This is a genomic window from Methanosarcina sp. UBA5, assembly GCF_002505485.1.
In the GTDB taxonomy this organism is placed as follows: Archaea; Halobacteriota; Methanosarcinia; order Methanosarcinales; family Methanosarcinaceae; genus Methanosarcina.
This window is the reverse complement of record NZ_DAVG01000096.1, coordinates 46534-69141: the sequence shown is the minus strand read 5'-3', so window position 1 is coordinate 69141 and position 22608 is coordinate 46534. Positions and strand designations below refer to the sequence as shown.

Annotated in this window: 19 protein-coding genes; 9 read left to right on the top strand and 10 right to left on the bottom strand. The window is 40.9% G+C overall.

Features of this window, described 5'->3' with window-relative positions; genetic code table 11:
• Nucleotides 1-87: 87 nt before the first annotated feature.
• Nucleotides 88-2268, bottom strand: a complete 2181-nt coding sequence (locus BP621_RS10940) for a DUF2298 domain-containing protein (protein ID WP_292389840.1) — start codon at nucleotides 2266-2268, stop codon at nucleotides 88-90.
• 801 nt (nucleotides 2269-3069) lie between these two features.
• On the opposite strand from BP621_RS10940, the gene BP621_RS10935 reads away from it, so the two are divergent.
• The 3 genes from BP621_RS10935 to BP621_RS10925 all read left to right on the top strand — a co-directional run bounded on the left by BP621_RS10935 (nucleotide 3070) and on the right by BP621_RS10925 (nucleotide 6618).
• Nucleotides 3070-4272, top strand: a complete 1203-nt coding sequence (locus BP621_RS10935; protein ID WP_292389839.1) for an MFS transporter — start codon at nucleotides 3070-3072, stop codon at nucleotides 4270-4272.
• A gap of 318 nt (nucleotides 4273-4590) precedes the next feature.
• The gene (locus BP621_RS10930; RefSeq protein WP_292389836.1) at nucleotides 4591-5064 is read left to right on the top strand and encodes a MarR family winged helix-turn-helix transcriptional regulator; all 474 of its coding nucleotides are present in this window, start codon (nucleotides 4591-4593) and stop codon (nucleotides 5062-5064) included.
• A gap of 129 nt (nucleotides 5065-5193) precedes the next feature.
• Nucleotides 5194-6618, top strand: a complete 1425-nt coding sequence (locus BP621_RS10925; RefSeq protein WP_292389835.1) for an aldehyde dehydrogenase family protein — start codon at nucleotides 5194-5196, stop codon at nucleotides 6616-6618.
• Between the two features lie 190 nt (nucleotides 6619-6808).
• On the opposite strand, the gene BP621_RS10920 is transcribed toward BP621_RS10925, so the two are convergent.
• Both BP621_RS10920 and BP621_RS10915 read right to left on the bottom strand, forming a co-directional pair.
• On the bottom strand, nucleotides 6809-7081 hold the full coding sequence (locus BP621_RS10920; RefSeq protein ID WP_048109207.1) for a DUF3303 domain-containing protein: 273 nt from the start codon (nucleotides 7079-7081) through the stop codon (nucleotides 6809-6811).
• Nucleotides 7082-7500: 419 nt separating this feature from the next.
• Nucleotides 7501-8835, bottom strand: a complete 1335-nt coding sequence (locus BP621_RS10915; protein WP_292389834.1) for an NAD(P)/FAD-dependent oxidoreductase — start codon at nucleotides 8833-8835, stop codon at nucleotides 7501-7503.
• Nucleotides 8836-9172: 337 nt separating this feature from the next.
• Here BP621_RS10915 and BP621_RS10910 point away from each other — a divergent pair, with 337 nt between their 5' ends.
• Nucleotides 9173-11932 carry a calcium-translocating P-type ATPase, SERCA-type gene (locus tag BP621_RS10910; RefSeq protein ID WP_292389833.1) on the top strand — a complete coding sequence of 920 codons (2760 nt, stop codon included), beginning with the start codon at nucleotides 9173-9175 and terminating at the stop codon, nucleotides 11930-11932.
• Between the two features lie 11 nt (nucleotides 11933-11943).
• Here the strand turns inward: BP621_RS10910 and BP621_RS10905 are convergent, their stop codons facing one another.
• Both BP621_RS10905 and BP621_RS10900 read right to left on the bottom strand, forming a co-directional pair.
• Complete coding sequence (locus tag BP621_RS10905) at nucleotides 11944-12165, bottom strand: hypothetical protein (RefSeq protein WP_292389831.1); 222 nt, start codon at nucleotides 12163-12165, stop codon at nucleotides 11944-11946.
• 607 nt (nucleotides 12166-12772) lie between these two features.
• Entirely contained in the window at nucleotides 12773-14416 is a 1644-nt protein-coding gene (locus tag BP621_RS10900) for a flippase activity-associated protein Agl23 (protein ID WP_292389830.1), read from the bottom strand.
• Between the two features lie 81 nt (nucleotides 14417-14497).
• On the opposite strand from BP621_RS10900, the gene BP621_RS10895 reads away from it, so the two are divergent.
• The 3 genes from BP621_RS10895 (at nucleotide 14498) to BP621_RS10880 (ending at nucleotide 16483) form a co-directional block, all read left to right on the top strand.
• A complete protein-coding gene (locus tag BP621_RS10895) occupies nucleotides 14498-14791 on the top strand; it encodes a ubiquitin-like small modifier protein 1 (protein ID WP_292389828.1) in 294 nt (97 codons plus the stop codon).
• 18 nt (nucleotides 14792-14809) lie between these two features.
• Nucleotides 14810-16003: a gephyrin-like molybdotransferase Glp gene (glp, locus tag BP621_RS10890; RefSeq protein WP_292389827.1), complete on the top strand. Its 1194-nt coding sequence runs from the start codon at nucleotides 14810-14812 to the stop codon at nucleotides 16001-16003.
• A 129-nt stretch (nucleotides 16004-16132) separates the two neighbouring features.
• On the top strand, nucleotides 16133-16483 hold the full coding sequence (locus BP621_RS10880; RefSeq protein ID WP_292389824.1) for a fluoride efflux transporter FluC: 351 nt from the start codon (nucleotides 16133-16135) through the stop codon (nucleotides 16481-16483).
• Nucleotides 16484-16645: 162 nt separating this feature from the next.
• Here the strand turns inward: BP621_RS10880 and BP621_RS10875 are convergent, their stop codons facing one another.
• The gene (locus BP621_RS10875) at nucleotides 16646-16819 is read right to left on the bottom strand and encodes a DUF5350 domain-containing protein (RefSeq protein ID WP_292389822.1); all 174 of its coding nucleotides are present in this window, start codon (nucleotides 16817-16819) and stop codon (nucleotides 16646-16648) included.
• A gap of 351 nt (nucleotides 16820-17170) precedes the next feature.
• Between BP621_RS10875 and BP621_RS10870 the strand changes: the two genes are divergently transcribed.
• Both BP621_RS10870 and BP621_RS10865 read left to right on the top strand, forming a co-directional pair.
• A complete protein-coding gene (locus tag BP621_RS10870; RefSeq protein ID WP_292389820.1) occupies nucleotides 17171-17887 on the top strand; it encodes a YkgJ family cysteine cluster protein in 717 nt (238 codons plus the stop codon).
• 802 nt (nucleotides 17888-18689) lie between these two features.
• A complete protein-coding gene (locus tag BP621_RS10865) occupies nucleotides 18690-18941 on the top strand; it encodes a hypothetical protein (protein ID WP_292389819.1) in 252 nt (83 codons plus the stop codon).
• Nucleotides 18942-19106: 165 nt separating this feature from the next.
• On the opposite strand, the gene BP621_RS10860 is transcribed toward BP621_RS10865, so the two are convergent.
• The 4 genes from BP621_RS10860 to BP621_RS10845 form a co-directional block, all read right to left on the bottom strand.
• On the bottom strand, nucleotides 19107-19805 hold the full coding sequence (locus BP621_RS10860) for a 2,5-diamino-6-(ribosylamino)-4(3H)-pyrimidinone 5'-phosphate reductase (protein WP_292389818.1): 699 nt from the start codon (nucleotides 19803-19805) through the stop codon (nucleotides 19107-19109).
• A 155-nt stretch (nucleotides 19806-19960) separates the two neighbouring features.
• A complete protein-coding gene (locus tag BP621_RS10855) occupies nucleotides 19961-20815 on the bottom strand; it encodes a CBS domain-containing protein (protein WP_292389817.1) in 855 nt (284 codons plus the stop codon).
• An 86-nt stretch (nucleotides 20816-20901) separates the two neighbouring features.
• Entirely contained in the window at nucleotides 20902-21354 is a 453-nt protein-coding gene (locus BP621_RS10850; protein WP_292389863.1) for a universal stress protein, read from the bottom strand.
• 18 nt (nucleotides 21355-21372) lie between these two features.
• Nucleotides 21373-22482 (bottom strand): amidohydrolase family protein, encoded by a 1110-nt coding sequence (locus tag BP621_RS10845; RefSeq protein ID WP_292389815.1) that lies wholly within the window; start codon nucleotides 22480-22482, stop codon nucleotides 21373-21375.
• Nucleotides 22483-22608 lie beyond the last annotated feature (126 nt).

Sequence of the window (22608 nt, the reverse complement as noted above, 5' to 3'; positions counted from 1 at the left end):
TATTAGGAGCGAATTCACAATTTGTATAAATGGACTTTTATGCTTTATATGGCTCTAAGTCTAAGGTTCCCCCTAAAAACCAAAAACTTATAACTCCTTTTTTACCTTATAAATCTGGACTGAATCCTGGTAAACCAGTTCAAAGTAACTTTCGTCCTCAAACTTATCCGTCTTTACATCATACATTTGCCGTTCAAGCTGACCGATATACACATAGCTTATGTTGTATTTATTCATAAGCTCAAGAGCTTTTTTTTTACTGCTTGTAGTGTAAATGGTATTTACATCTTCAAGCCTTGTCCTGATTTCTTCATCGTCTCTTCCCCAGAACCGCTCATGCCTTGTCCATCCAATAACCGTAGGAAGTCCGGTATTTGCCGAGACACGGGAGGTATAATGATAACTGCTTTCATCTGAGGAAGCTTCAAGGATAACCGGAGTTCCCTTTATATTTTCCTGAATCCATTTTATGGCATCATAATCCCACCTGTCCAGTTCTTTCATGTATTCCATGCCGTCAAGTGTAGGTTTTGCATTCATATCCTCTATTCTCGTAAAGGTTGCAACCACAGGAAATACGCTGCATGAGAGAACCAGAAGCATAAGTGAGACTGTCCAGACTTTTTTTCCATAAACCCTGCTCGTAGGAAGACTATTCTCAGGAAAACTATTCTCGGGCAGTGCCCTGTAGCGGAAATAAAGTTGATAGAAGGAATAGGAAGCTGCAATAGCCAGAAAAATCCATAAGTGCATGTAAAATTTGAAAACCGTATTCATGCGGGCGAAGCTCCCGGAAATAGGATCATCAAGAAAGATAATTTCGCAGAAAAGGGCTATGAACGCAGCTGCTGCTATAAGAAGAGATACAAATCCTGAACCGCTCCTTTCCGATAGGTTTTTCAAGAATGAATAGAGCGAAAGGGCAAGTAAGGGAAGAAGGATTACAAGCAGGGAAATAGCCCGTTCTCTGGCAAGAAATGCCGCTATTCCTATCCACAGGATGAAATATTGTGTTTTTCTTCTGGATTCCAGGCGGGTTATAAGGAAAGAAAAGGTCAAAAAAAGGAAGAGGCTGAACAGGATCAGGAATTCTCCAATTGTTGTGCGAAGTTCCGGCGGAACAAAGTCGAATCCACCTGCCGCTTGCGGTTTAAAAGACAGGTAGAAGGGCAAATACGGAAGAAGGCTGAAAATGAAGACTGCAAAAATTGTTCCCAGAAAGCTGGTTATGGAGCGCGATAAGCTCTTACTGCGGATATAATGCCCATAGTAAAAAGCAAGAATAACTGCAAACGTCAGGCCGAGATATATCGGAAAATCCCAGGAATTGGAAGGGAATAAAAAGCCAAGAGATATTGAAAAAATAAGAAGGGCAAGCATACTTTCAAAGACCTGGTTGCTGTCTTTTCTGAGATATACACTCAGGAGGAAAGCAAGTACCAGTAACTGGAAAGGAATTGCAAGCATATGGGAATGCAGGTCTCCGTGTATGAAACTGAAGTACGGAAATTCATTTATCGTATACGGGATAACTCTCGAACTGCTCCAGTAGTATCCCATTGTCGCTGTCTCTCTGGTAAAGTACATGGATATGAATTCTTTAAGTCCCTGCAAGTTTCCTAGCAAGATCACGGATACAGCAGTAAGTATCCCATACTTGATTTTTCCATGAGTGAGGTTGTATCCAAACCCGAAAAGGAGATTGAAGGAAAGAGCGAAAGTGAGCGCAATAGCAAGATTGAAAAGCATGGATGGTTCGACAGAAAATAGTTTTCCCGGAACTCCCACCGAAAGGTATCCGAAGTAGTAATAAAATTCAAGGGAGCCCCCCGCAAACCAGGGATCTGCCGGAGGAAATGAAAAAGTTCTCATTACTGCATTCAGAAAAGCAAAATCCATAAACTTTTCATGCCTGTAGATCTCAGGGAGATAGATGCGTACAAGCAGGAAAAAAAAGAATCCTGCAGCGAATACAAGCTCATTTGACAACAGGATCTTCTTTTCTGGTAAAGCCCTTTGTTTTCTATAGACAATTCCCGACATAAGGCAAAGCAGAAGTACTGAGACCAGGATCGTACTTCGGTTAAAACCCCATACATAGGAAAGAATCCAGGCCAGATATGTAAAGAGTACTATTCCCAGGGTCCTTGCTGCAGAATATCCTCTATCAGCAAGCTGATTTCCAGTTATTCCGGCAAGAGGCATGGAAATCAAGCCCAGCATTTCGATGAAAACAAACCAGAAAATTACGTGAAGATACTCTAACACCGCTCTCTTCCCTTTAAAATCGGTTTTTTAACGTACACTTTCTAAAGCCCCACTCTCTTGAAGTGTACTTTTTATGCGTAAAATCTGTATTCAAAGCCTGAACTTTTTTCTTAGCTCTGAAAGGTCACTGAAGGGCATATCGGTTCCGAGAGTTCATTGAAATCTTCCAAAGACTTTCGGTAGCGGCATTCCACTTTCCTCAATTTTTATTTGTCTAGCAGAAGTACCAATAATATTTATTTTAATAATATGTATTTTGTAAATAGATTTATATTTTTATCGTATGGAAAAAATTTTCTTTTCCTTCCGATTTTATCTTTTTTAAATTTTACATGATTGAATTTTCTTTAGCGGCCTGTAGCAAGCCTTCATTATTCACTATTCCTCTGTATTCCCTTTGTATTCAGGCTTTTGTTCCTTTGTGTTCGGCTTTGCTATCTTATCTCGCTAATTCGTATCCTAATTTGATTTCATTCGTAACTAATATATACGTTAAAAATGTATAAAGATTAAACTAGTTTCATAATGTAACTAATTCAAACATAGTATTTCTATAATAATTCTCTGAGAACAGTTATCCGAGAATAGTTGTAGAATAGTTATCCGAGAATAGTTCAACATATGAGAAAAGGTTAGACCGAAACAGCTTCTGGTCTGGTCTGACGTCAAACAGATACGATAAACCTGAGCGCTAGCTTTCCGAATTCGATTATGACTTTTTTAAATACACAAAAAGTGGCACGTTTTACTAATCTTAAGAGATCTTCAAAAGAAAAAAAGAGATATAATGAGATATAATATATGAATTCTAAAAAATCAAGATTATGGACTAACGATTTTGTAGTCATTTTCGTTGAAAATTTTATAGCTGCTTTAAGTTTTTACTTATTAATGATAGTCATGTCTGGATATGCGATGAGTAAATTTAATTCATCCCCAGGTGAAGCGGGCTTTTCTGCCAGCATATTCATAATTGGCGGACTTATCGCACGTCTGTTTGTCGGAAAATGGATCGGACAAATCGGTCATAAGAAGATCCTTTACGCGGGGGTTATTTTAAGCTTAATTATGACGCTATTATATTTTAGGGTTAATAATATTTTTCTTCTGTTTACTGTCCGCTTTCTTCATGGCATGGGATTTGGCATTACTACTACAGCAACGGCTACGATCGTTGCAAATATTATTTCTATGGAGAGGAAGGGTGAAGGGATTGCCTATTTCGGATTAAGTCAGATACTCGCAACCGCTATCGGCCCCTTTTTAGGTATGTTCATTAGCCAGTACGGCAGTTTCGTCATGATTTTTGCTACCTGTGCAATTGCCTCATCAATCAGCCTTGTCATTTTGCCGTTTTTATCATCCTTACATAAAATGGAATTAACAAAAGAACAGCTGGAGAAAATGAAGGGATTCAAATTTAACAACTTCTTTGAACCCAGGGTAATTCCAATTTCAGTCGTTTGTATGTTTATTTTCAGCTGTTATTCGAGTGTTGTGTCCTTCCTTGAAGTGTACTCCAAGGAAATTCATCTCGTAGACGAAGCCAGCTTCTTTTTCATAGTATATGCCGCAGTAATTTTAGTTTCGAGGCCGATTATTGGTCGACTGTTTGACTCCAAAGGTGAAAATGCAATCATGTACCCGGCAATTCTGATATTTACGGCTGGAATGATACTGTTTAGCCAAACTCATCACGGTTATACACTTTTGTTAGCCGCAGCTTTGATAGGGCTTGGATTTGGAGCTATACAGTCCAGTACTCAGGCCATTTCTGTTAAAATAACTCCGCAGCACCGTATGGGGTTGGCGAATTCAACCTATTTTGCGTTTTCAGACATAGGAATGGGAATTGGGCCTTTGATGGTTGGATTTATTATTCCTTTTACCGGTTACAGAGGAATATATATGGTTCTGGCAATTTTTGCGGCTGCATGCCTGTTATTATATTATTTATTATATGGGAAAAAAGCTGTGCATGGCAAAGATAAAGCACGTTTCTAAAAAGTACCCGCAGATGATCAAAACCTGAAAGTTCACTATTGTATGGCGAATTTCTAGGTGCAAAAAGTTTAAATTTTTTAGCTCTTTGGTGACAGAAACAGATATTGCCACATTTCTAGAACATTTTTAAAAGTTGTGGTAAAGCGATATCGTGAACAAAAAGGCAGAGGACTGCAGATCGTATTGATGCAGTCCTATATGTAACTATATACACATCATAATGGGTATTATAATAAATTAGTTTTATGCGTAACTAATTTTAAAATAGCTTTATTTCAAAGCAAACTTCCCAGCGTTATAAAATATGGAGGATAAATTATGGCAGATCCAAGAGAAATCCTCGGTTCAATCGCCATCATCTACCGAAGCCATCTAGCATGTATGGCAAAAGAACTCGAAGCCTACAAGATAGGAAGCGGACAATTTGATTTTTTAATGGTTTTATACCGCAAGGATGGGATCTCCCAGGAAACCATTGCAAAAACCCTTAAAGTTAGCAAAGCAACAAGTACAAGGGCGATCAAAGACCTGGAAAAAGAAGGTTATGTGTACAGGCAAAGAGATGAAAATGATCTTCGGGCTTACAGAGTTTACCTAACTGAAAAAGGGAAGGAAGTAAGAAATGTGATTCTGGAAAAATTGATTTTTTTTGTCGATACTCTTCTTTCGGATTTCACACCTGAAGAAAGAGAAATTCTCAGGCTATTGATTCGTAAGGCTTCACTTAAATTTCATGAATCGGAACTCAAGCCCTTTGTTTTTGACGGACTAATCGATAGATCACCAGAATAAGGAATTAACAAATTTGTTCTTAACTCTACAAACAGTTGTTTTCCAAGATTATCTAATCTTTAGACCTGCTCCAAGCTGTACCTCTTGTTATCTTAAAATAGGTCTTTGTAAGTACTGATAGATATGAAAATGCAGATTAACGGAAATGCTGTGGAAGCGTGCAGCGGTGAATTTTTCAATATCGTAAATCCGGCAACAGGTGAACTTGTTGACAGGGTTCCAAAAGGTACGGAAAATGATGCGTCGATGGCCGTTGAAGCTGCATCGTCAGCTTTTAATGGCTGGGCTTCCATATCTCCGCAGCAAAGAGCCGGGATTCTTTACAGGGCTGTAGGAATTGTAAGACAGAGAAAGGATGAACTTGCTGTCTTGCTTACCCGGGAACAGGGTAAACCTCTTGCCGAAGCTAAAAACGAGATAGAAGGTTTTGCACATGTCCTTGAGTACTATTGCGGGCTTGCAAGCAGTTTTCACGGAGATTTTGTTCCTGTCCCTCAAAATGGATACGCTTTTACTGTAAAGAAGCCTCTAGGGATCTGTGCAGCCATAATTCCCTGGAATATGCCTGCTCTTATAATGGCATGGAAGATAGGTCCTGCTCTGATCTCAGGAAATACGTTTGTCCTGAAACCTGCAAGCAATACCCCCCTCACTAACCTCACCCTGGCTTCTATCCTGAGTGAGGCAGGGCTTCCGCCAGGTGTGCTCAATATCGTTACAGGCTCTGGTGAGGTTGTTGGAGAAAGCCTGGTTAAGAGCTCGAAGGTAAAAAAAATCTCCTTTACCGGAGAAGCCAGAACTGGAAAACGTGTAGCTGAACTTGCAGCCGGCGGGATGAAACGAGTAACCCTCGAGCTTGGAGGGAGTGATCCGATGCTCGTATGTGATGACGCTAAACTTGAGGATGCAGTTTTAGGGGCTCTCAGGGGAAGATTTTACAATTGCGGACAGACCTGTACTGCTGTAAAGAGGTTGTTTGTTTTTGAATCCGTAGCTGAAGAGTTCATAAAAAAACTTGAAGCAGGTATCCGGAACTTAAGGGTTGGAAACGGGATGCATGAAAACAGTGATATGGGACCCCTTAACAACCGCAGGCAATGGAAATATATAAGAGAGCTTGTCGCAGACGTTGAAGAAAAGGACGAAGGCAGGATAGTTACAGGAGGTAGAGTTCCAGAGAGCAGCGCCTGCAGTAAAGGATATTTTTTCGAGCCCACGCTTGTTGTAGATGTGCTCAGGGAGTCCAGACTTCTGAAAGAAGAAGTATTTGGTCCGGTCCTGCCTGTAGTCCGGGTAAAAAATCTTGATGAGGCAATTGAAGAAGCTAACAATACCTGTTATGGGCTTGGTGCTTCTATCTGGACAAAAAATCTTGATAACGCCCGTAAAGGATGTGAACAGTTGAACGCAGGAATTATATGGCTGAATCAGCACCTTAAAGTTGCTCCTGAGGTTCCTTTCGGCGGCACCAGGCAGAGCGGAATAGGAAGAGAAAATGGGCCTGATTCCCTTTCTGAATATCTTGATCTGAAAACAGTGATGCTAAAAATCTAAAACAGTGGTGCTAAAAATCTAAAATAGTAATACTAAAAACCTGATGTACTGAGCAAAAAAGGCCACGAGAAAGCTCTGACGTTTGATACTGATAAAATAAAGATTTTTCGATGAGCCAGTTAATGTGCAGCTCATCGGATTTTTTCTGAAAAACCGTATTAATAAATAATAGAGTTACTAATTACTAAATTTACTTTTTCTGGTATTTGGGCAGAAGCTGCATGAATTCGGAAGCTTCCATAACCGGCACGCTGTCTATTACACAGATATCCGACCAGGGCAGGTTGAAAGCTCCGTAAGCTTCGGCACTTTCGGCTTCGTAAAGGATGTAATAGCGGTTTCCGGAAAGGTCAATCCACTGGTTAATGACATCGATTCCGTCTGGTATCTCCAGTCTCTTAAAATGCTCAAGGATCTTATCGCGGTTCGAAGGGTCCCAGGTACTAACGTCCATGAATAACATCTTTTACCACTCCTCTTATTTTATGCTGCCAATTCCCCTTCCCGGAAGCCAGAGCAGCTTTTTACAGCATCCGGGATTTCTTTTTGAGAGCAAAGCTCAAGGAAAAACAAGCCTATTCTCCTGTGCCATCCCCGCAAATGCGGATTTGACCAGCACGCCCCCAAAATACCGACTAACGGCAGAAGTCCAGATTTTTCTAGATTTTTACTGTCTTTTCCTTATTCACCATTGCTCAAATCCCCATGAATGATAAATCCGGAAGGACAGGTAATCATGCAGAAAGAAATTCTGCATGCGGATATAGACAGTATATTATCATCCCTTAGACTATATAATAGTTCGTCCTTAAAGACTATATTAAGTCAGAGGCTCTATTCAGGTGCACAAAGCTTTTAATGAACGTACAGGATGCCGTTTTCTCAGTCGAGCCAGCAAACTTCGCAATTTTCTTCTTTTTTCATGAAGAAGTTCGCAACTTCAAACCCGGCTTTTACAGAGCCGTTCATGCTTCTTTCCGGGTAATTGGTTGATGAGAACATTCCTGCCAGGTAAAGTCCTGATGGGCCCGGAGCAAAAGGCAGAACCTTTTCAAGATACCCCTGTTCATACACAGGTGCAGTGTCCATTCTGCGGAAGAGTTTCGCCCAGTGGATATCGGTTCTTGAAAAATCAGGAAAAATCTTTTCCAGGCCCTTCAGGTACGAATTCAGAACTTCTTCTTCCTTGTTTAGCCAGAGGGGATTGTTTTCATCCTGAAAATAGGAAGTTACATAAACAAGGTGCTCTCCATAATCCTCAAAAGGCATAAAGTTAGTGTGTTCAATTACGGCTCCAAAAGGCACGTCAGCTCTTATGTTCAGCCAGTAATTCTCATCTTTCATAAGCCTTTTGTCCAGTCCTATAAGGGCACATGCAGTCCCTTGATATCGAATACCTTGCAAGGTTGTGTGAAGGGCTCCAAGCTTGCCCTTCGTGAGGACATCAAGTACTCTGGGTTCAACAGTTGAAATCACGGCATCGCAGGGTATAAAATCTCCATCAGTAACCACTCCCTGTATTGCATTGTCTTTGATTACGATTTCCGTTACTGCTTTATTCTGTAAAATTCTGCCTCCCTGTGCAGTGATTTCCCTTGCTAGGGCTTCTATCAGGGAATTGAAACCTCCTTTCAGGTACCCAAGTTTTTCTCCTTCTTTTCCCCTATCTGACCTTATTTTCACACGCCCTATTAACCAGGCGGCAGAGACACTTTCGGCATTTTCACTGAATTTGCTTTTCATTAGAGGAGCAAAAAAGTTTTCGTATACATTTTGTCCTGCCGTATCAAGAATCCAGTCTTTCGCCTTTATTCTGTCATAGGAAGTCGTATCATTTATTAGCTTTATCCTGAGTACCAGTAGCCCAAGTTTGACCAGATCCGTAAACGAAAGAGGTTTAAACCTTAGAATTTCAGCAGGAGTATTCATAGGATAATTTTTACCGTCCACAAAATAGGCGTTTTTCCCCTTAAGCCACAGCATTTGATCTTCAAGTCCCAGTTCCTTTATCAGGTCAAGAAGTTCCGAATCGCTCCTGAATATATGGTGATAATACTTCTCTATAAAGTACTTCTTCCCAGCAAAATCGTGGCAATAACTTGCGGCCATCCCCCCGATTTCCTCATCTTTTTCAAAAATAACAATCTCATTCGATTTGCAGAGCTTATACCCGACTGACAGTCCTGCAAGTCCACTTCCTATTATTATGATTTTCATACCCAATTTTTCCCTTATCTGTTTTATTTTTCAAACAGAACCTTGTTATCCCTTAAGATTTCAAATGTATTTACAAATAGATTTTAGATAAATTTCAAATAGATTTCAAATAGATTTCAAATAGATTTCAAATAGATTTCAAATAGATTCCAGACCCCTGTCTTGATATAAAAATAGCTAAAGTTTTATATCTTTTTTTCCACAAGAGTCCGTATTACTGAAATTCCTTTAAAAACCCCTTAATCTATCGATATGCTTAACTGTTATATATGCTTTGAAACTTATATTAGATAGGCAGATATATTAATTGGGGGACATCTCTGGATAATCCGGAGGCTTGAGGGATAGAGGGGTGTATTACGATCAGGAAGTCAACTCCGTTTTTGAAGAGCTTGAGGTATCAGAAGCAGGTTTGAGTTCTGAGAAAGCCTCAAAAAGGCTTAAAGAGTATGGCGAAAATGAACTTAAAGAAAATGAAAAAGTCTCGGTCCTGCAGCTCTTTATCTCACAGTTTAAAAGTATCTTGATTATTATTTTGATAATTGCCTCTATTGTTTCGGCTCTTCTCGGGGAGCTAATTGATGCAATAGTCATTATTTTTACGGTTTTTCTTGCAGGTATTCTCAGCTTCGTGCAGGAATATCGAGCCGAAAAATCAATTGAGCTTCTAAGGTCTCTCACCTCTCCGGAAGCGACTGTTATAAGGGACGGGGTTGAAAAAAAAATTCCTTCAAAAAAACTTGTTCTTGGAGATCTTATCCTTATTCAGACCGGAGACCGCATCCCTGCAGATGCCAGGATAATCAAAGGGTTCAACCTCAAAACTGACGAGTCTTCCCTTACAGGAGAATCCGTGCCGGTCCAGAAAAGCATTGAAACCCTGCCTTCCGAAACTCCTGAAGCTGACAGGACAAACATGGTCTATACAGGAACTGCAGTTGCTTACGGAAGAGGCAGTGCGATTGTTACTGCAACCGGGATGAATACTGCTTTTGGGGAACTGGCCGGACTTCTGGGGACAATCGAGAGATCCAAAACGCCTTTACAGGAAAGCCTTGACAAGTTTGGCAGATGGATTGGGATTGCAACTCTTATAATTGTGGCTTTTGTCGCAATGCTTGGCGTCTTTTACGGCTTTCCTCTCCTTGATATGTTTCTCTGGGGGGTCGCACTTGCGGTTGCTGCTATCCCTGAAGCTCTACCTGCGGTTGTTACAGTAGGGCTTGGGCTAGGAGTAAGGCGTATGGTCAAAAGGCATGCCCTTGTGAGAAAACTGCCATCTGTAGAGACACTTGGAGCCACAAATGTTATCTGTTCGGATAAGACAGGCACACTTACGCAGAACAAAATGACGGTTGAAAGGATCTGCGTCAATGAGCAGATTTTAAAGGTTACGGGAGCAGGATATTCTCCTGAAGGAGAGGTCTTTAAGGGAAACAAAAAAGTTTCTGCAGACGATGTTCATCTTCATGTTCTCTTGCTGGGAGCTGTTCTCTGTAACGACGCTGACTTTTTTAAGGAAAATGAGAAATGGGAGATCAAAGGAGATCCTACGGAGGCAGCTCTTGTGGTTGCTGCGGCAAAGACAGGGCTCCTTAAAGTCGATCTTGACCAAAAATATCCTCGACTTGGAGAAATACCTTTTTCCTCTGAACGAAAAAGAATGACTACCTTCAATAAACTGGAAGCCGATTCCGGTAGCTTTCCCCTTAAAGGACTGGTTGCTTTCTCAAAGGGAGCCCCTGAGGTAATTCTCAGTTCATGTACGAAAATTTTTCTTGATGGGGAAATAAGGTCTTTATCTCCCGAAATGAAGCAGTTGATTGCGGGAAAAGTCAGGGAAATGGCTGATCAGGCCCTCAGGGTTATGGCTCTTTCATTCCGCTCTCTGGATGAGGGCCCATCTCTTGAAAACATTTCTTCAGGAGAATTCTCTTCAGAGGAAATTGAAGAGGATATGGTCTTTTTAGGTTTAATGGGCATGAGAGACCCTCCAAGAGAGGAAGTAAAGGTTGCAATCCAGAAATGTGCAGATGCAGGTATTAAAACCGTAATGATAACAGGAGACCATAAGATTACTGCGTCTGCAGTTGCAAAGGAACTGGGGATTTTGAAGGAAAACGATCTCACTCTTACAGGATCAGAGCTTGATAGCCTTGGGGATGCCGAGTTCGAAGGGAAGGTCGAGAGAGTTTCGGTTTATGCCAGGGTCTATCCTACCCATAAATTGAGGGTAATAGACGCTTTTAAGAAAAAAGGCTATATCGTGGCAATGACCGGAGACGGGGTTAATGATGCTCCTGCCCTTAAAGCTGCAGACATGGGAATAGCTATGGGGATTACAGGCACGGATGTCAGCAAAGAAGCCTCAAGCATGATCCTTACGGACGATAATTTTGCGTCCATTGTTGCAGCGGTTGAGGAAGGGCGCAATATTTTTAAAAATATCAGAAACTTCATCACTTACGGGCTCTCAGCTCATATAGGAGAGGTTCTCATAGTCCTCATTTCTATCTTGGGATGGCAGATCCTGCCTTTGCTCGCGGTTCAGATCCTCTGGATTAATCTGATTACGGATGGGCTTCCTCCTATGGCTCTGTCAGTTGAGCCTCCGGACAGCGGTATTATGAGACAGAAGCCAAGAAACGTTGAGGAAGGACTTATCACTCGTCGGGAAATTGCAGCCGGGCTGGGAATTGGAGGGTTGATTGCGCTTCAGGCTTTAATCATTCTAGCCTGGGCGGTTGATAGGGGTTTTCCACTTGAGAAACTCCAGACTCTGATTTTTACGCTTGTGGTTTTTTCAGAGATGTTTAATGCCTTTAACTGGCGGTCTGACCGATACTCGATCTTTTCCCTGGGGCTTTTTACAAATAGATCCCTGGTTTATGCAGTCCTGACAACAATAATCCTGCAACTGGTAGTAATTTATGTTCCTTTTTTCCAGACTGCTTTTCGGACCGTTCCACTTTCTTTCACTGAATGGGGAGTGGTACTGGCTCTTGCTTCTACCACGTTCATCTCAATGGAACTTGTAAAATATTTTTCTGGAAAAAGTTCTCAGGAGATAATTAAGGAAAAGACGAACTTTGATTGATATTAAGGTTTTTAATCCATATTTTTAAATTTTAATTCCCCCAAGGCTACCATAGTGACTGCCGAACCGAGTATTGCAGTCACGAATAAATTTACTGCTTCTAAACTTTTATCGTGAAGTAAAAAAGATGCTAGTGTAAACGAAATTCCTACTATAATCGCTCCGAAGGCTATTACGCATCCTATAATTACTGTTGATTGTTTGAGGCTGGTTTTTGATGTCATATTTATCACGTTTGTTATTTATTGGCGTATAAACATTTATAGTTTCTTTATATTTACTTTTATGAACTACTTAAAAACCAGTAAAGCCTTTATCGGCTTTTATTATCTGCCCTGAAGTCCGGCTAGCTTCCTGACTGCCTTACGGAGCTTGCAGACTACTTGCCGCCTGCTGAAGTCTGCTATCTTATTATCAGCTGACAGCTTTAAGTCTGCCTTAAGTTTACCTGCTGCCTCCCTGTAGTAAACGTTCCATAGCTACTATAAATATGATGATTGATATTATTAAGGCCGCCCACCATGGAAATGTTGTATTTACGATAAGATACATTACAGCTGCAATTAGTGATGCGATTAATGCTTTGGGTGATTTCATGCTAGTAAAAATCGGTTTAAACTTATTTATTATTGTTCTAATGTATGTTTAAGCTGTCAGCGGATTTTATAGCAACAATTTAGGATAAAAGGTTGTGTTATTCTAGACAATTCTTTAAGCGTGGAGTTTTCTACTAAATTATTATCTGAGATTTGTGATTTTTCAGAAAAATCAACACGCTGGCAGATTCGAATTCAAATTTATCTTATGCAGGACAATCCAATTCTTAGTCTACTTTTTCTTTCAACTTCTCCTTTTTTCGTATGTATTTTCAAGTTTTTTATCATAATAAAGGATAAACTCTTTTCCAGGGCGTAAGGAGAAATTATATGAGGCATATTTTTCTTCTGGAATTACCTCATACATTCGATATGTTGCAGGCACGATTATTGCATCGTATTCTGATTTAGCCGGAGGTTTTGTATAATATGCTGCTTTCTCATAATCCCTGAGGTACCATGGCAGGGGCCAGTAAAGATTTTCAGGATCAACAACGGCTATCTTTAGAGTTTCAGGCCCAAGATTGAATCCTCCTATTTTCTCCATAAGCTCTCGGATATCCGGAGATGCCTGTGAATACGTCATCAGTTCGTCAGGTTCCATACTTCTGTAAAAATTTACAGAAACACATTGAGCCAGGGATATTATCAGGGTAAGTATCAGAATCCCTGTAACAAGGGTATAGACACTGGAACGTTTTATCCCGAAAGCGGGGTTTTTGTCTATTCCGAAATTTGGGTCTTCTATGCCTGACAAATTCTTCTGTCTTATGCCAGGCATCCCGGAAAAAAAATCTCCCAGGTAAGCCCCTGCCAGAATTCCGAAGGGCAGGACAATATGCACAACAAGCCAGGGGACTTTTTCCTGGAGATATGAGTAGAGCAGTAAACTCGCAACTGCCCAGTAGGAAAGAAACAGGAAAAAGGAGGCATTTTTGCCTTTCTTTTTCAGGAAATGGACAATACCAGCAGTTCCGAAAAGCAGAATAGGACTTTCGTACACGAGAAGGATAGGTATGTAGAAATAAAAAGGGCCTCCTATGCGTTCGATTCTGTGCATCGCCATCCAGTGGGAAAAAGCCCTTTCCACAATTGAAAAGAAGGTCTCTGGGGTTCTGAAAAGGCTTGTGTAGAATAACATTACGATAAAAATAAAAAGAGTACCTGAAAGCAAAATTTCCGGCAGGAAAGGGAAAATAGCTGAACTTTTACGAAAGAGGGCCCTTTTGAGGCTCAATTTCTCTTTTTTCCAGTCGGAATAAAACCTGTACAAAGAATAAATCCCTGCATAGGCTCCGAACATGAGAATAACAAGATAGGCGTTTTCTTTTGAGGATACGGCAACTGCAAGAGAAGAAGCGGCAAGGATAAGATAAGGGTATCTCTTTGAGCTGTGAAGGTTCTCAAGGTAGCGAATTCCCCCTATAACAGTGGCCAGGGTACAGAAAACAATAATCAGATCGTTCCTGAAGAACCTTGAGAAATATACCATACTTGGAGAAAAAGAGAGCAAGAAAGCTGACCAGATTACACCTCTTTCTCCGAGTTCCTTCTTAAGTAAAAAGAGCAGAATAATTGTCGCTACTCCGAAGAAGACAGGGATCAGGCGTGCTGTTGTATCGTTTATTCCCAGAAAGTGAAAGACAACAGCAGTAGAATGGAAAAGAAAGGGGCCATGGTAGGCTGGATCATACTTATATTGCCCGGTTTCGAGAAGTTTAAGGGTAAAACTGGCATGTACACTTTCATCGTGATGAAATACTCGCTCTCCCAGGTCAAACAACCTTATTAACAGGGCAAAAAATATTATCAAGAATCCGAGTATTTTATATTTTTTTTCAGAAAGCCCTGGTGAGTTTTCAATATTGCAATCATGACCTTGCTGCATTATTCCCCAAACCTTCCAGCATAGCTGTTTTCTTTATGGGGCATAGGTATATTTAAGGGATAGGATGAAATTATCTCTCTTATGGCTGAAGTAAAAGTCAAATTATTTGCAAATTTGCGTGAAAAGGCAGGTACATCGGAGTTGCAACTGCCGGGAGAAAAGGTTATTGATGTTCTTTTATCCCTTACTGAAAAATATCCCAAATTAGAGTATCTTATTTTTGAGAAGCCTGAAGGAGAAAGTGAAGCTCCTGTTATGTGCGGTTCAATTAATGTCCTTCTAAATGGAAATAATATTCGGCATCTCGACGGGCTTGATACTCTTCTTTCAGATGCCGATGAGCTTGCAGTCCTGCCTCCGGTTTCGGGGGGCTAATTCTCAGGAAGGAAGACCATGGGCAGGATATTCAAAGAGCGAACCTCGGTTGATGAAGCTTTGAGACTTTTTCTTGAGAATATTTCTACTTTGAGTAAAATAGAGGAAGTTTCACTCGAAGCCTGCGTAGGCAGGGTACTGGCAGAAACCGTAATTTCGGAAAGGAATGTGCCTCACTACCGACGTGCTGCTATGGATGGGTACGCGGTAAGGGCTTCCGACACTCTGGGAGCTTCCTCTGCAAATCCGGTAATGCTGCAGCTTTCTGACCGGATAGAGGAAGGAAGTTCGATCTGGGTTCATACCGGAGCGGCAGTGCCTGAAGGAGCCGATGCTGTTGTAATGGTTGAAGATACCGTCACTGCAGGAAACCTTGTTGAGATCAGGGTTCAGGTCTACCCGAACAGGAATGTGGGACAGGTCGGAGAGGACATAAAAGTAGGAGATCTGGTTTTTGAGGAAGGGCATCTTCTTCGACCGTGTGATGCTGCTGTGCTTGCGTCGCTTGGGGTTGACAGAGTTAAGGTTTTCAAAAAGCCGGTTGTTGCAGTTATTCCTACAGGGGACGAGCTCGTAAGTCGTCAGAGGGGTAGGGATGTACCTCCTTCGGGTATGGTGCTTGAAACTAATGGGCTGATGTCGGCCCTTTATGTGAAGAAATGGGGTGGAATTCCCCGATGTCTCGATATAGTGCCTGATAATCCGGATAGTATAAAAAAAGCCATAGAAGCAAACCTGGATGTCGATATGATTCTTCTTTCAGGTGGAACCTCGGTAGGAAAAAGAGACTATGGCCCTAAGACTGTGGCAGCACTTGGAGAACTGCTCGTACATGGTATAGGCGTCAGTCCCGGTAAACCTGCAGCCCTCGGGGTTGTAAATAATGTTCCTGTCGTTTGTCTTCCAGGTTATCCTGTTTCCGGACTTGTTGCCCTCTATTTCTTTGTCCGTCCCGGGATCAGGAAACTGGCAGCAATTCCGGAGATTCCCGAACCTATTCTTAAAAGGCGCCTGGCTGCAAAAGTCAGTTCGAAAATAGGATACGTTAATTTCATCCGCGTTGTCTTTGAAGGAGATAAGGTACGCCCTCTGACCGGAGCCGGAGACGGGGTACTAAGTTCAGTTGCAAAGGCTGACGGATATATATTGGTACCAGAAAACATTGAAGGGTATGATAAAGGAAAAGAGGTGGATGTCTTCTTAATCGAGTGATATCCCTGCGCTCTCCTAGAAATATTAGTGCTAATCAATTTCTTACCCTGGCCGGCGTGTTTATGGGCCGAAGTAAGATAAAAGCCCTTTCAGGCAGGGAGGAATAAAGAGACGTTCTCCTTTCCATACATGGGAAAATTCTTTTTGATAGGCACGGGCGGCTTTATTGGAGCATGCCGTAGATATATGGTTTTAAGCCAGGTTCCCAGGATTAAGAATATCCCTGCAGGCACGCTTACAGTGAACCTACTAGGAACTATTGTGCTTGCTCCTCTCATTTTTTCTTTTGAGCCCAAATCAATGGTCTATTTCGTAAATATAGGAATTTTAGGTTCCTTTACCACGTTTTCTACCTTCGCATATGAAACTTTCAAATTGCTTGAAGAAGGGCAAAATCTCTCCTTTTTCCTGAATATATTTCTTAACGTTGCACTCTGCCTCGCAGGGGTAAGCATTGCATACTTGGCCCTGGGCTTGTGAGCTTAAAATTGCACTGACTTATGACTGATTGAATTCCAGAGTAAGCACAATATAAGTCCTCTAAAAAGCTGCTTTACAAAAATGAAGATTTCAAAAGAAAACTCATAAAAGTTAAGTTAAAAAAGTAAATTCAAAAAAAGTTAAATTAAAAAGCCCTTAAAGTTACTTCACAAGGGCTTTTGCAGATCTTCTGATGAAGCGCCTCTTATGACCTGAAGAAGTGAAGCGCTGTGCAGGTCCTGGGTGTGCTTTTTGAGCCTGTGACCTCTGGACCTTGATTACTCTGCCTTTTCTGCCTTTTACTTTTACCCAATCAATGCTACCGGTTTTGCCCATTATCATTCCTCTTTAAATTTTAATCTTAATTTCATTTGAGTTTATTTGTAGTTTATTACATAATATATCCAGGGCTTTGCTTATTGCTGGACACTGCCGGTTGCCGCGGATTTTTTTCCTCGGCAGGGTCTCAATAAACAGGTATTTATACAGGTATTCCTGGTTCGATAGTGTTAAAATCGATAATTCTCGAATCTACTTGAAGAATATCCAATATTCCTTGAAGCCTGAAAGTGCGAAATTATAAATGTCATCAAACCTTGGTTTATCATAAAGAGAAATGCTAGTAATTAAATGTTGCGGACATGGAATTAAAATAAGGTAGACTTGCAAGATTCTTTTCTTAAAAAGGTGATTAGCGTAAAAAAAGATAACATTGAAGCAAGGCTTGCAGGCGTACGAGAAGAACTTGCGGGCGTAAAGAAATTTCCGGACTCTGAGTTTGTAGGCATTATTAAAGAACTGGGGTTCAGGTGTGAACTCTGTGCCCGCTGCTGCACTAAAGAATTTAACGACCATGTTTTCCTGCTTGATACCGACCTGGCCGTTCTAAAGCAGATAGATCCTGCCTCCCTCACTCCTGCTCCTTATCCTGAGTTTTGCGACCAGAAGGGCAGGTTTTATGTCTCAGGCTATGCTCTGAAAACAAAGCCTGATGGCTCCTGTGTTTTCCTTAAGAATAAGCGCTGCAGAATTTATGATAAGCGTCCTTCAATCTGCAGGGTCTATCCTTATATGCTCCATCGGGAAGCGGACGACTCAGGTAAGGTGGATTGGCGTCAGATAAGCGGCTTAAACGAGCATGGAAGCTATTATTCCCAACTTGAAAATTCCGAGTGTGAAGCAATTGCGCAGGAAACCCGGGCTTATGAAGAGGCTTACCTGAAACAGATTATCGGGTTTTTTGAAGCTGTGGAAGTCCACTTCCAAAAAAACGGGCTGAAACACGTTCAAAGCGTATATGATCGCAGAATACGGGAATTTCTTAAAGGCAAGTGCGAACTTGAAGTCTTTGTATATTCTAAGGGCGGGTTTGAAAAATATAATCTTAAACCATATGCCGATTAACAGAGCAGTAGAATTTAACTAGCAACCCGATTAAATATTGGAATTTCTCTTTTTATTTATTTGATCATATAAAACTCCTATAGGGAAATAAAGACCTAGCTTTGGTGGATTAAAATTAAGCAAAGGATAAGTAAAACAAACAAAAGTCAGGAATATTAGAAACTCAAACAACTATCTACGTGAAAAAAGAATTTGAGATCTACTTTTGGAAGATAACTCGTTTTCCCTATATTTTAAACGATAAAGATAGCGTTTTTGCTGAAAAACACATTATCCTTAAGCTAAATATTCTTGAAGAAAGTGTTCATTCTTATATGTCGTGAGATCTGCGTTATGTGAGATCTGGGCTATATTACATTTGTTATATTATATTTTCAACCTAGAATAAATTACACAATATTTTCAAAACCAACAATCATTGTCAATTATCAAAATCTGATATTGACCTGCTGGATGCTGGTTGAAACGATCTAATCAGACTGCCTCAAGAATTATTTGTATTCATTCTGGAAAATTCAGATTCCAAACTAAGAGGAGTAGCATGTCTTTTAAAAGTTTCCTATTGAAGAGACTGATTGTATGGGATAAAATCCCATATTCTTTGAGATGGAAAAAAATCCGTAAGTGAGATTGGGATAATATATGCGGACATTCTGGAAATGACGCAGGAGAAATATGGAAAAGGCGGTGTAAGCAACTTAAATGAGATTATGTATAACATTGGACTTGGGCAATCAACCAAAATTCTAAATATGCTGGATTTAAAAAGAGATCTAGAAGGATGTGCATATGTGTTGCTGCAATGCACCGAATTTTTGGAATCAAAAGTAAAATAATACAGAAAGATACTAACAAAATAGTAATTCATGCCAGGAAATGCCGCTGGGGAGGGCGTTTAAATAAATGGAATGCTCGAACCTGTTTATCCATAGATAATTATGAAGCGGGGTTGATTGAAGGTATACTGCCTTTTTCAAAGAATACATATACTAAAAGAGGGACCTGTGGGGACAATGTTTGTGAGCTTGTTATCAGTTTTAGTGGCGGTGATTGATTTTTTTACCGCAGCGGCCGATACTAAAAATGATAAAATGTAGAGTTTGCCAAATTTCATATAAATTCTTCGTTATTTGATGAGGTAAGGTTTAAATTAATGAAAGTAAAGTTTAAACAAAATAAATATTAAGTAGATATTAGAAAAGTTATGAGGGGCAAAAAATTAGGAAACAACCTGATTTATTTTTCCTTTGACCTTCCACTTAAGGAGTATTCCTTCTTCAATTTTTTCAGCAGAAAATAGTTCAAGCCCCAGGAGTTCGGCTTCTGAAAATCCTTCTCCGTCAGTGAAAGTTGGGGCTGTAGCGCCGCCTATAATAAGATTTCCTACGAAGGTGTAAATTTCGTCAACAAGGCCTGCAGAGAGCATTCCCCAGTTGAGGGTCGCCCCTCCTTCGACCATAATTGTATTTATGTCAATTTCCTTTAATCTTCTTACAAGCTCCTGAAGGTCGACTTTCTCAGTCCCTGTCTTGATAACAAGAGCTTTTTCTTCCAGTTTTTCTATCTTTTCAGCAGGTGCAGAAGTTGAAACAGCAATTATCCTGAGTCCTTCCCCTTTTTTGAAAATATCGGCATCAAGCGGAGTTCTTGCTGAACTGTCCACAATAATCCTTACTGGGTTTTCATTTTTTCCGGCGGCTTTCCTGGCTTCCCGTCTCTTTGGAGACTTTACGGTTAAGCTCGGGTCGTCCGAAAGAATAGTTCCTATTCCTACCATAACTGCATCTGCTTGGGCTCGGAGTTCGTCGACCCTTTTAAAATCAAGTTTTCCGGAGATTCTGACCTGTTTCCTTTCCTTTGTTGAGAGTTTGCCGTCGGCTGACATAGCAGAATTAATAAAAACAAAAGGTCTGTCCATTTTTCTAGCTCCTGAAAAAAGTAGTTTTTGGAGGCGTCTCTAGGGAAAATGCCTCCTTTCTTGAAAAATTCTTGAACAGGTATTAAATAGCCTTATTCTTCTTCGCCTCACGTTAAAGGGTTTAACGATTTTAAAAGCGAGATTTAATCCTAATTTCATTCAATTTCTATCAGAGGCTTCAGGAGATCATGATCTCTCAAAAGTCCCTGGAGTTTTCGGTTTGAATTGATGATCGGAACCTGGTCGATTCTGTTCCGCTTCATTTTTCGCGCACAGTCGCTGACAGATGTAATGTACGTAGCTGTGATTGGTTCCTTGATCATTATATCGCTTCCGATCAGGTTGGGTACCTTAATCCTTGAGACGCTGTAGTAAATGCTCATGGTGTCTCGCATTGATTCCCAGGTCCAGGCGTCGTCGTCCTGACCCGCAGACATATCTGACATCTCTACACTGTCTTCAATTATGCTGGCAGCAATAACGTCACGATCCGAGATTATTCCTACGAGCTCCAGGTTTGAATCAAGTACCGGGACAGCCTTAACACCTGCAAGCTCCATAATCCTGGCAGCAACGGGCAGAGGTGTTTCATTGTAAATAGCTACTACTTCCTTTTCTACATAGTCCTTTATCGGGATATCGATGTTCATGTCTGCAATTGTGCCTATGATGTCTGCTACGGTAACAAGCCCTACAAGTTTCCCGTCATCTACCACCGGAAGCCTTCTAATGTGGTGTTCCAAAAGTAAGCGTGCTGCAGTCTGCAGATCCGATCCAGAGGATATGGTTATTGGATCCCGTGTCATAAGAAGAGCCAGTTGTTCTTCTTCAGGGTTTTGTAAAAGGTTTGTCCGTGTTACAACTCCCACAACTTTAGAGTCTTTAAGTACCGGAACTCCTGAAATGTGTTTGTTCTTAAGAATTTTAAGAACTTCGTCCCTTGAACCTGGAAGGGTTGCGTTTGCTACATCCCTTACCATGATATCTTCAATGAAGATGTTCTTTGGCATTTAATCTACACCTTTGTATATTTTAAATCCTGGTTTTCTTTCCCCGATGTCTATTTTCTCAAAAGGCTTCCAGTTGGCAGAAAGTCTTAATCTTGTTTCTCACTCCGGACGACCAGGACCGGGACTTTTGAGCCTCTTACTACTTTCTCTGCAACGCTTCCCATCAGAAACCTGTCGAGCCCGCTTTTTCCGAGGGTGCCCACAACTATCAGGTCAGCATTATTATTTTCTGCAAAATCTATGATTTCATTACTCGGGTGACCTTCCAACAGTACTTCTCTTACCTCAACCCCTGAGACCTTTCCGCGTTCCTTTACCATGGATATCGCTTTTTCCCCCTCATCTCTTAGGGTATCATACATTGCTTCCCATCCTGCATCCATAGGTATCGAAGAAAAAGAAGTTATATCTATTACGTAGAGAGCATGAACCGTGGCCCCGCTGAGTTTTGCAATCTCAATTCCGTAAGAAATAGCCCTAAGGCTATTCTCGGATCCGTCTGTTGCAATCACTATATTCCGGTAAAATTCGCTCATTATATTTGTTCTCCATTTGCTTTACGAATGAAGTACTGATAATATGTCATCGGGTCTTGCCCGCCTTGTGATTCCACTTATGGGGTTCTTTATCCCTGCAAGATTGTTGGAACTTCCATTCAGGATCATGAAATTAGCTTTATTCCCCTTTTGTATCGAACCCGTAGAATCAGATCCCATTACAAAAGAACCATTAAGTGTGCAAATTTTAAATACTTGCCTATCATCAATAGAGAAAATCTTAGACATAAATTCCATTTCAGCAAACATATTTACAGAATTTAACATTACATTATCCGTTCCTGCAGCTACTCTTATCCCAGCTTCCAGCATCTCGGCAACAGGTGCAATTCCGGCTCCTGTAATAAGGTTAGACCTGGGACAGACAACAACCGGAATCTTTGCGTCGGCCACGTCTTCAAGATCTCTTTTTGTGGCATTTGTCAAATGAATCAGGAGATCCGGCTCAAGTGACAATGCTTTTTCTATGTCGCTCGTATCTTTCTCTCCTGCATGGATTGCAAAGAATTTTCTATGCTGCCGTGTGCAGGTACCAATATTCTCCAATAGTTCGAGATCAAGGTCATTTGCCCCACTCATTCCAAGTCCGGTAGAATATAGAAGAATTCTTCTTACTTCAGCCAGTACAACCTGAAGCGGCAATTCAGGCTCTGCAGGTCTACCCAGTATCATGGAATGAAGTTTAAGTCCTTCGAGAGCTTTATTCAGGGCTGCTACCCCTACAACACCCCCTTCCCTGAAATCCGCAAAAGCACAGGTTCCTGTTTCTATCATGTCCAGCAAGGACTTTCTCATGCTCTCAATCAGGGTTTTGTATGGCGTTTCTCTTAAAATCTTATGCTTTAACCCGTCAGGAGGCTTTACAAGAGCATCCAGGTCTCTTTGAATTCGAAATCCGGAAACTCTTCCCAGAGGAGGGTCTTTGAATACCGAGTCTCCAAGGTGAGTATGTGCATTGACAAAACAGGGAGCAATTATGTTCGTAGAGGATGTACGCTCTTCCCCAATCTCCGTAATTATTCCTTTCTTTATGCAGATGTACCCCTCAATAGGTTCCAGCTCGGAGCCTGCAATAATTGTCCCGGAAATTATCTGTTCAGTGCCGTACATATATACGCACCTCAGCTACTCATTAAGCACCTGTGCTTAATCGTGGAAGAGCAAACATATACATAATATATAAGTTTTTCTTCAGATTTTTTATATTACAAGCATAAAACTCCTGGATCTTTAGCT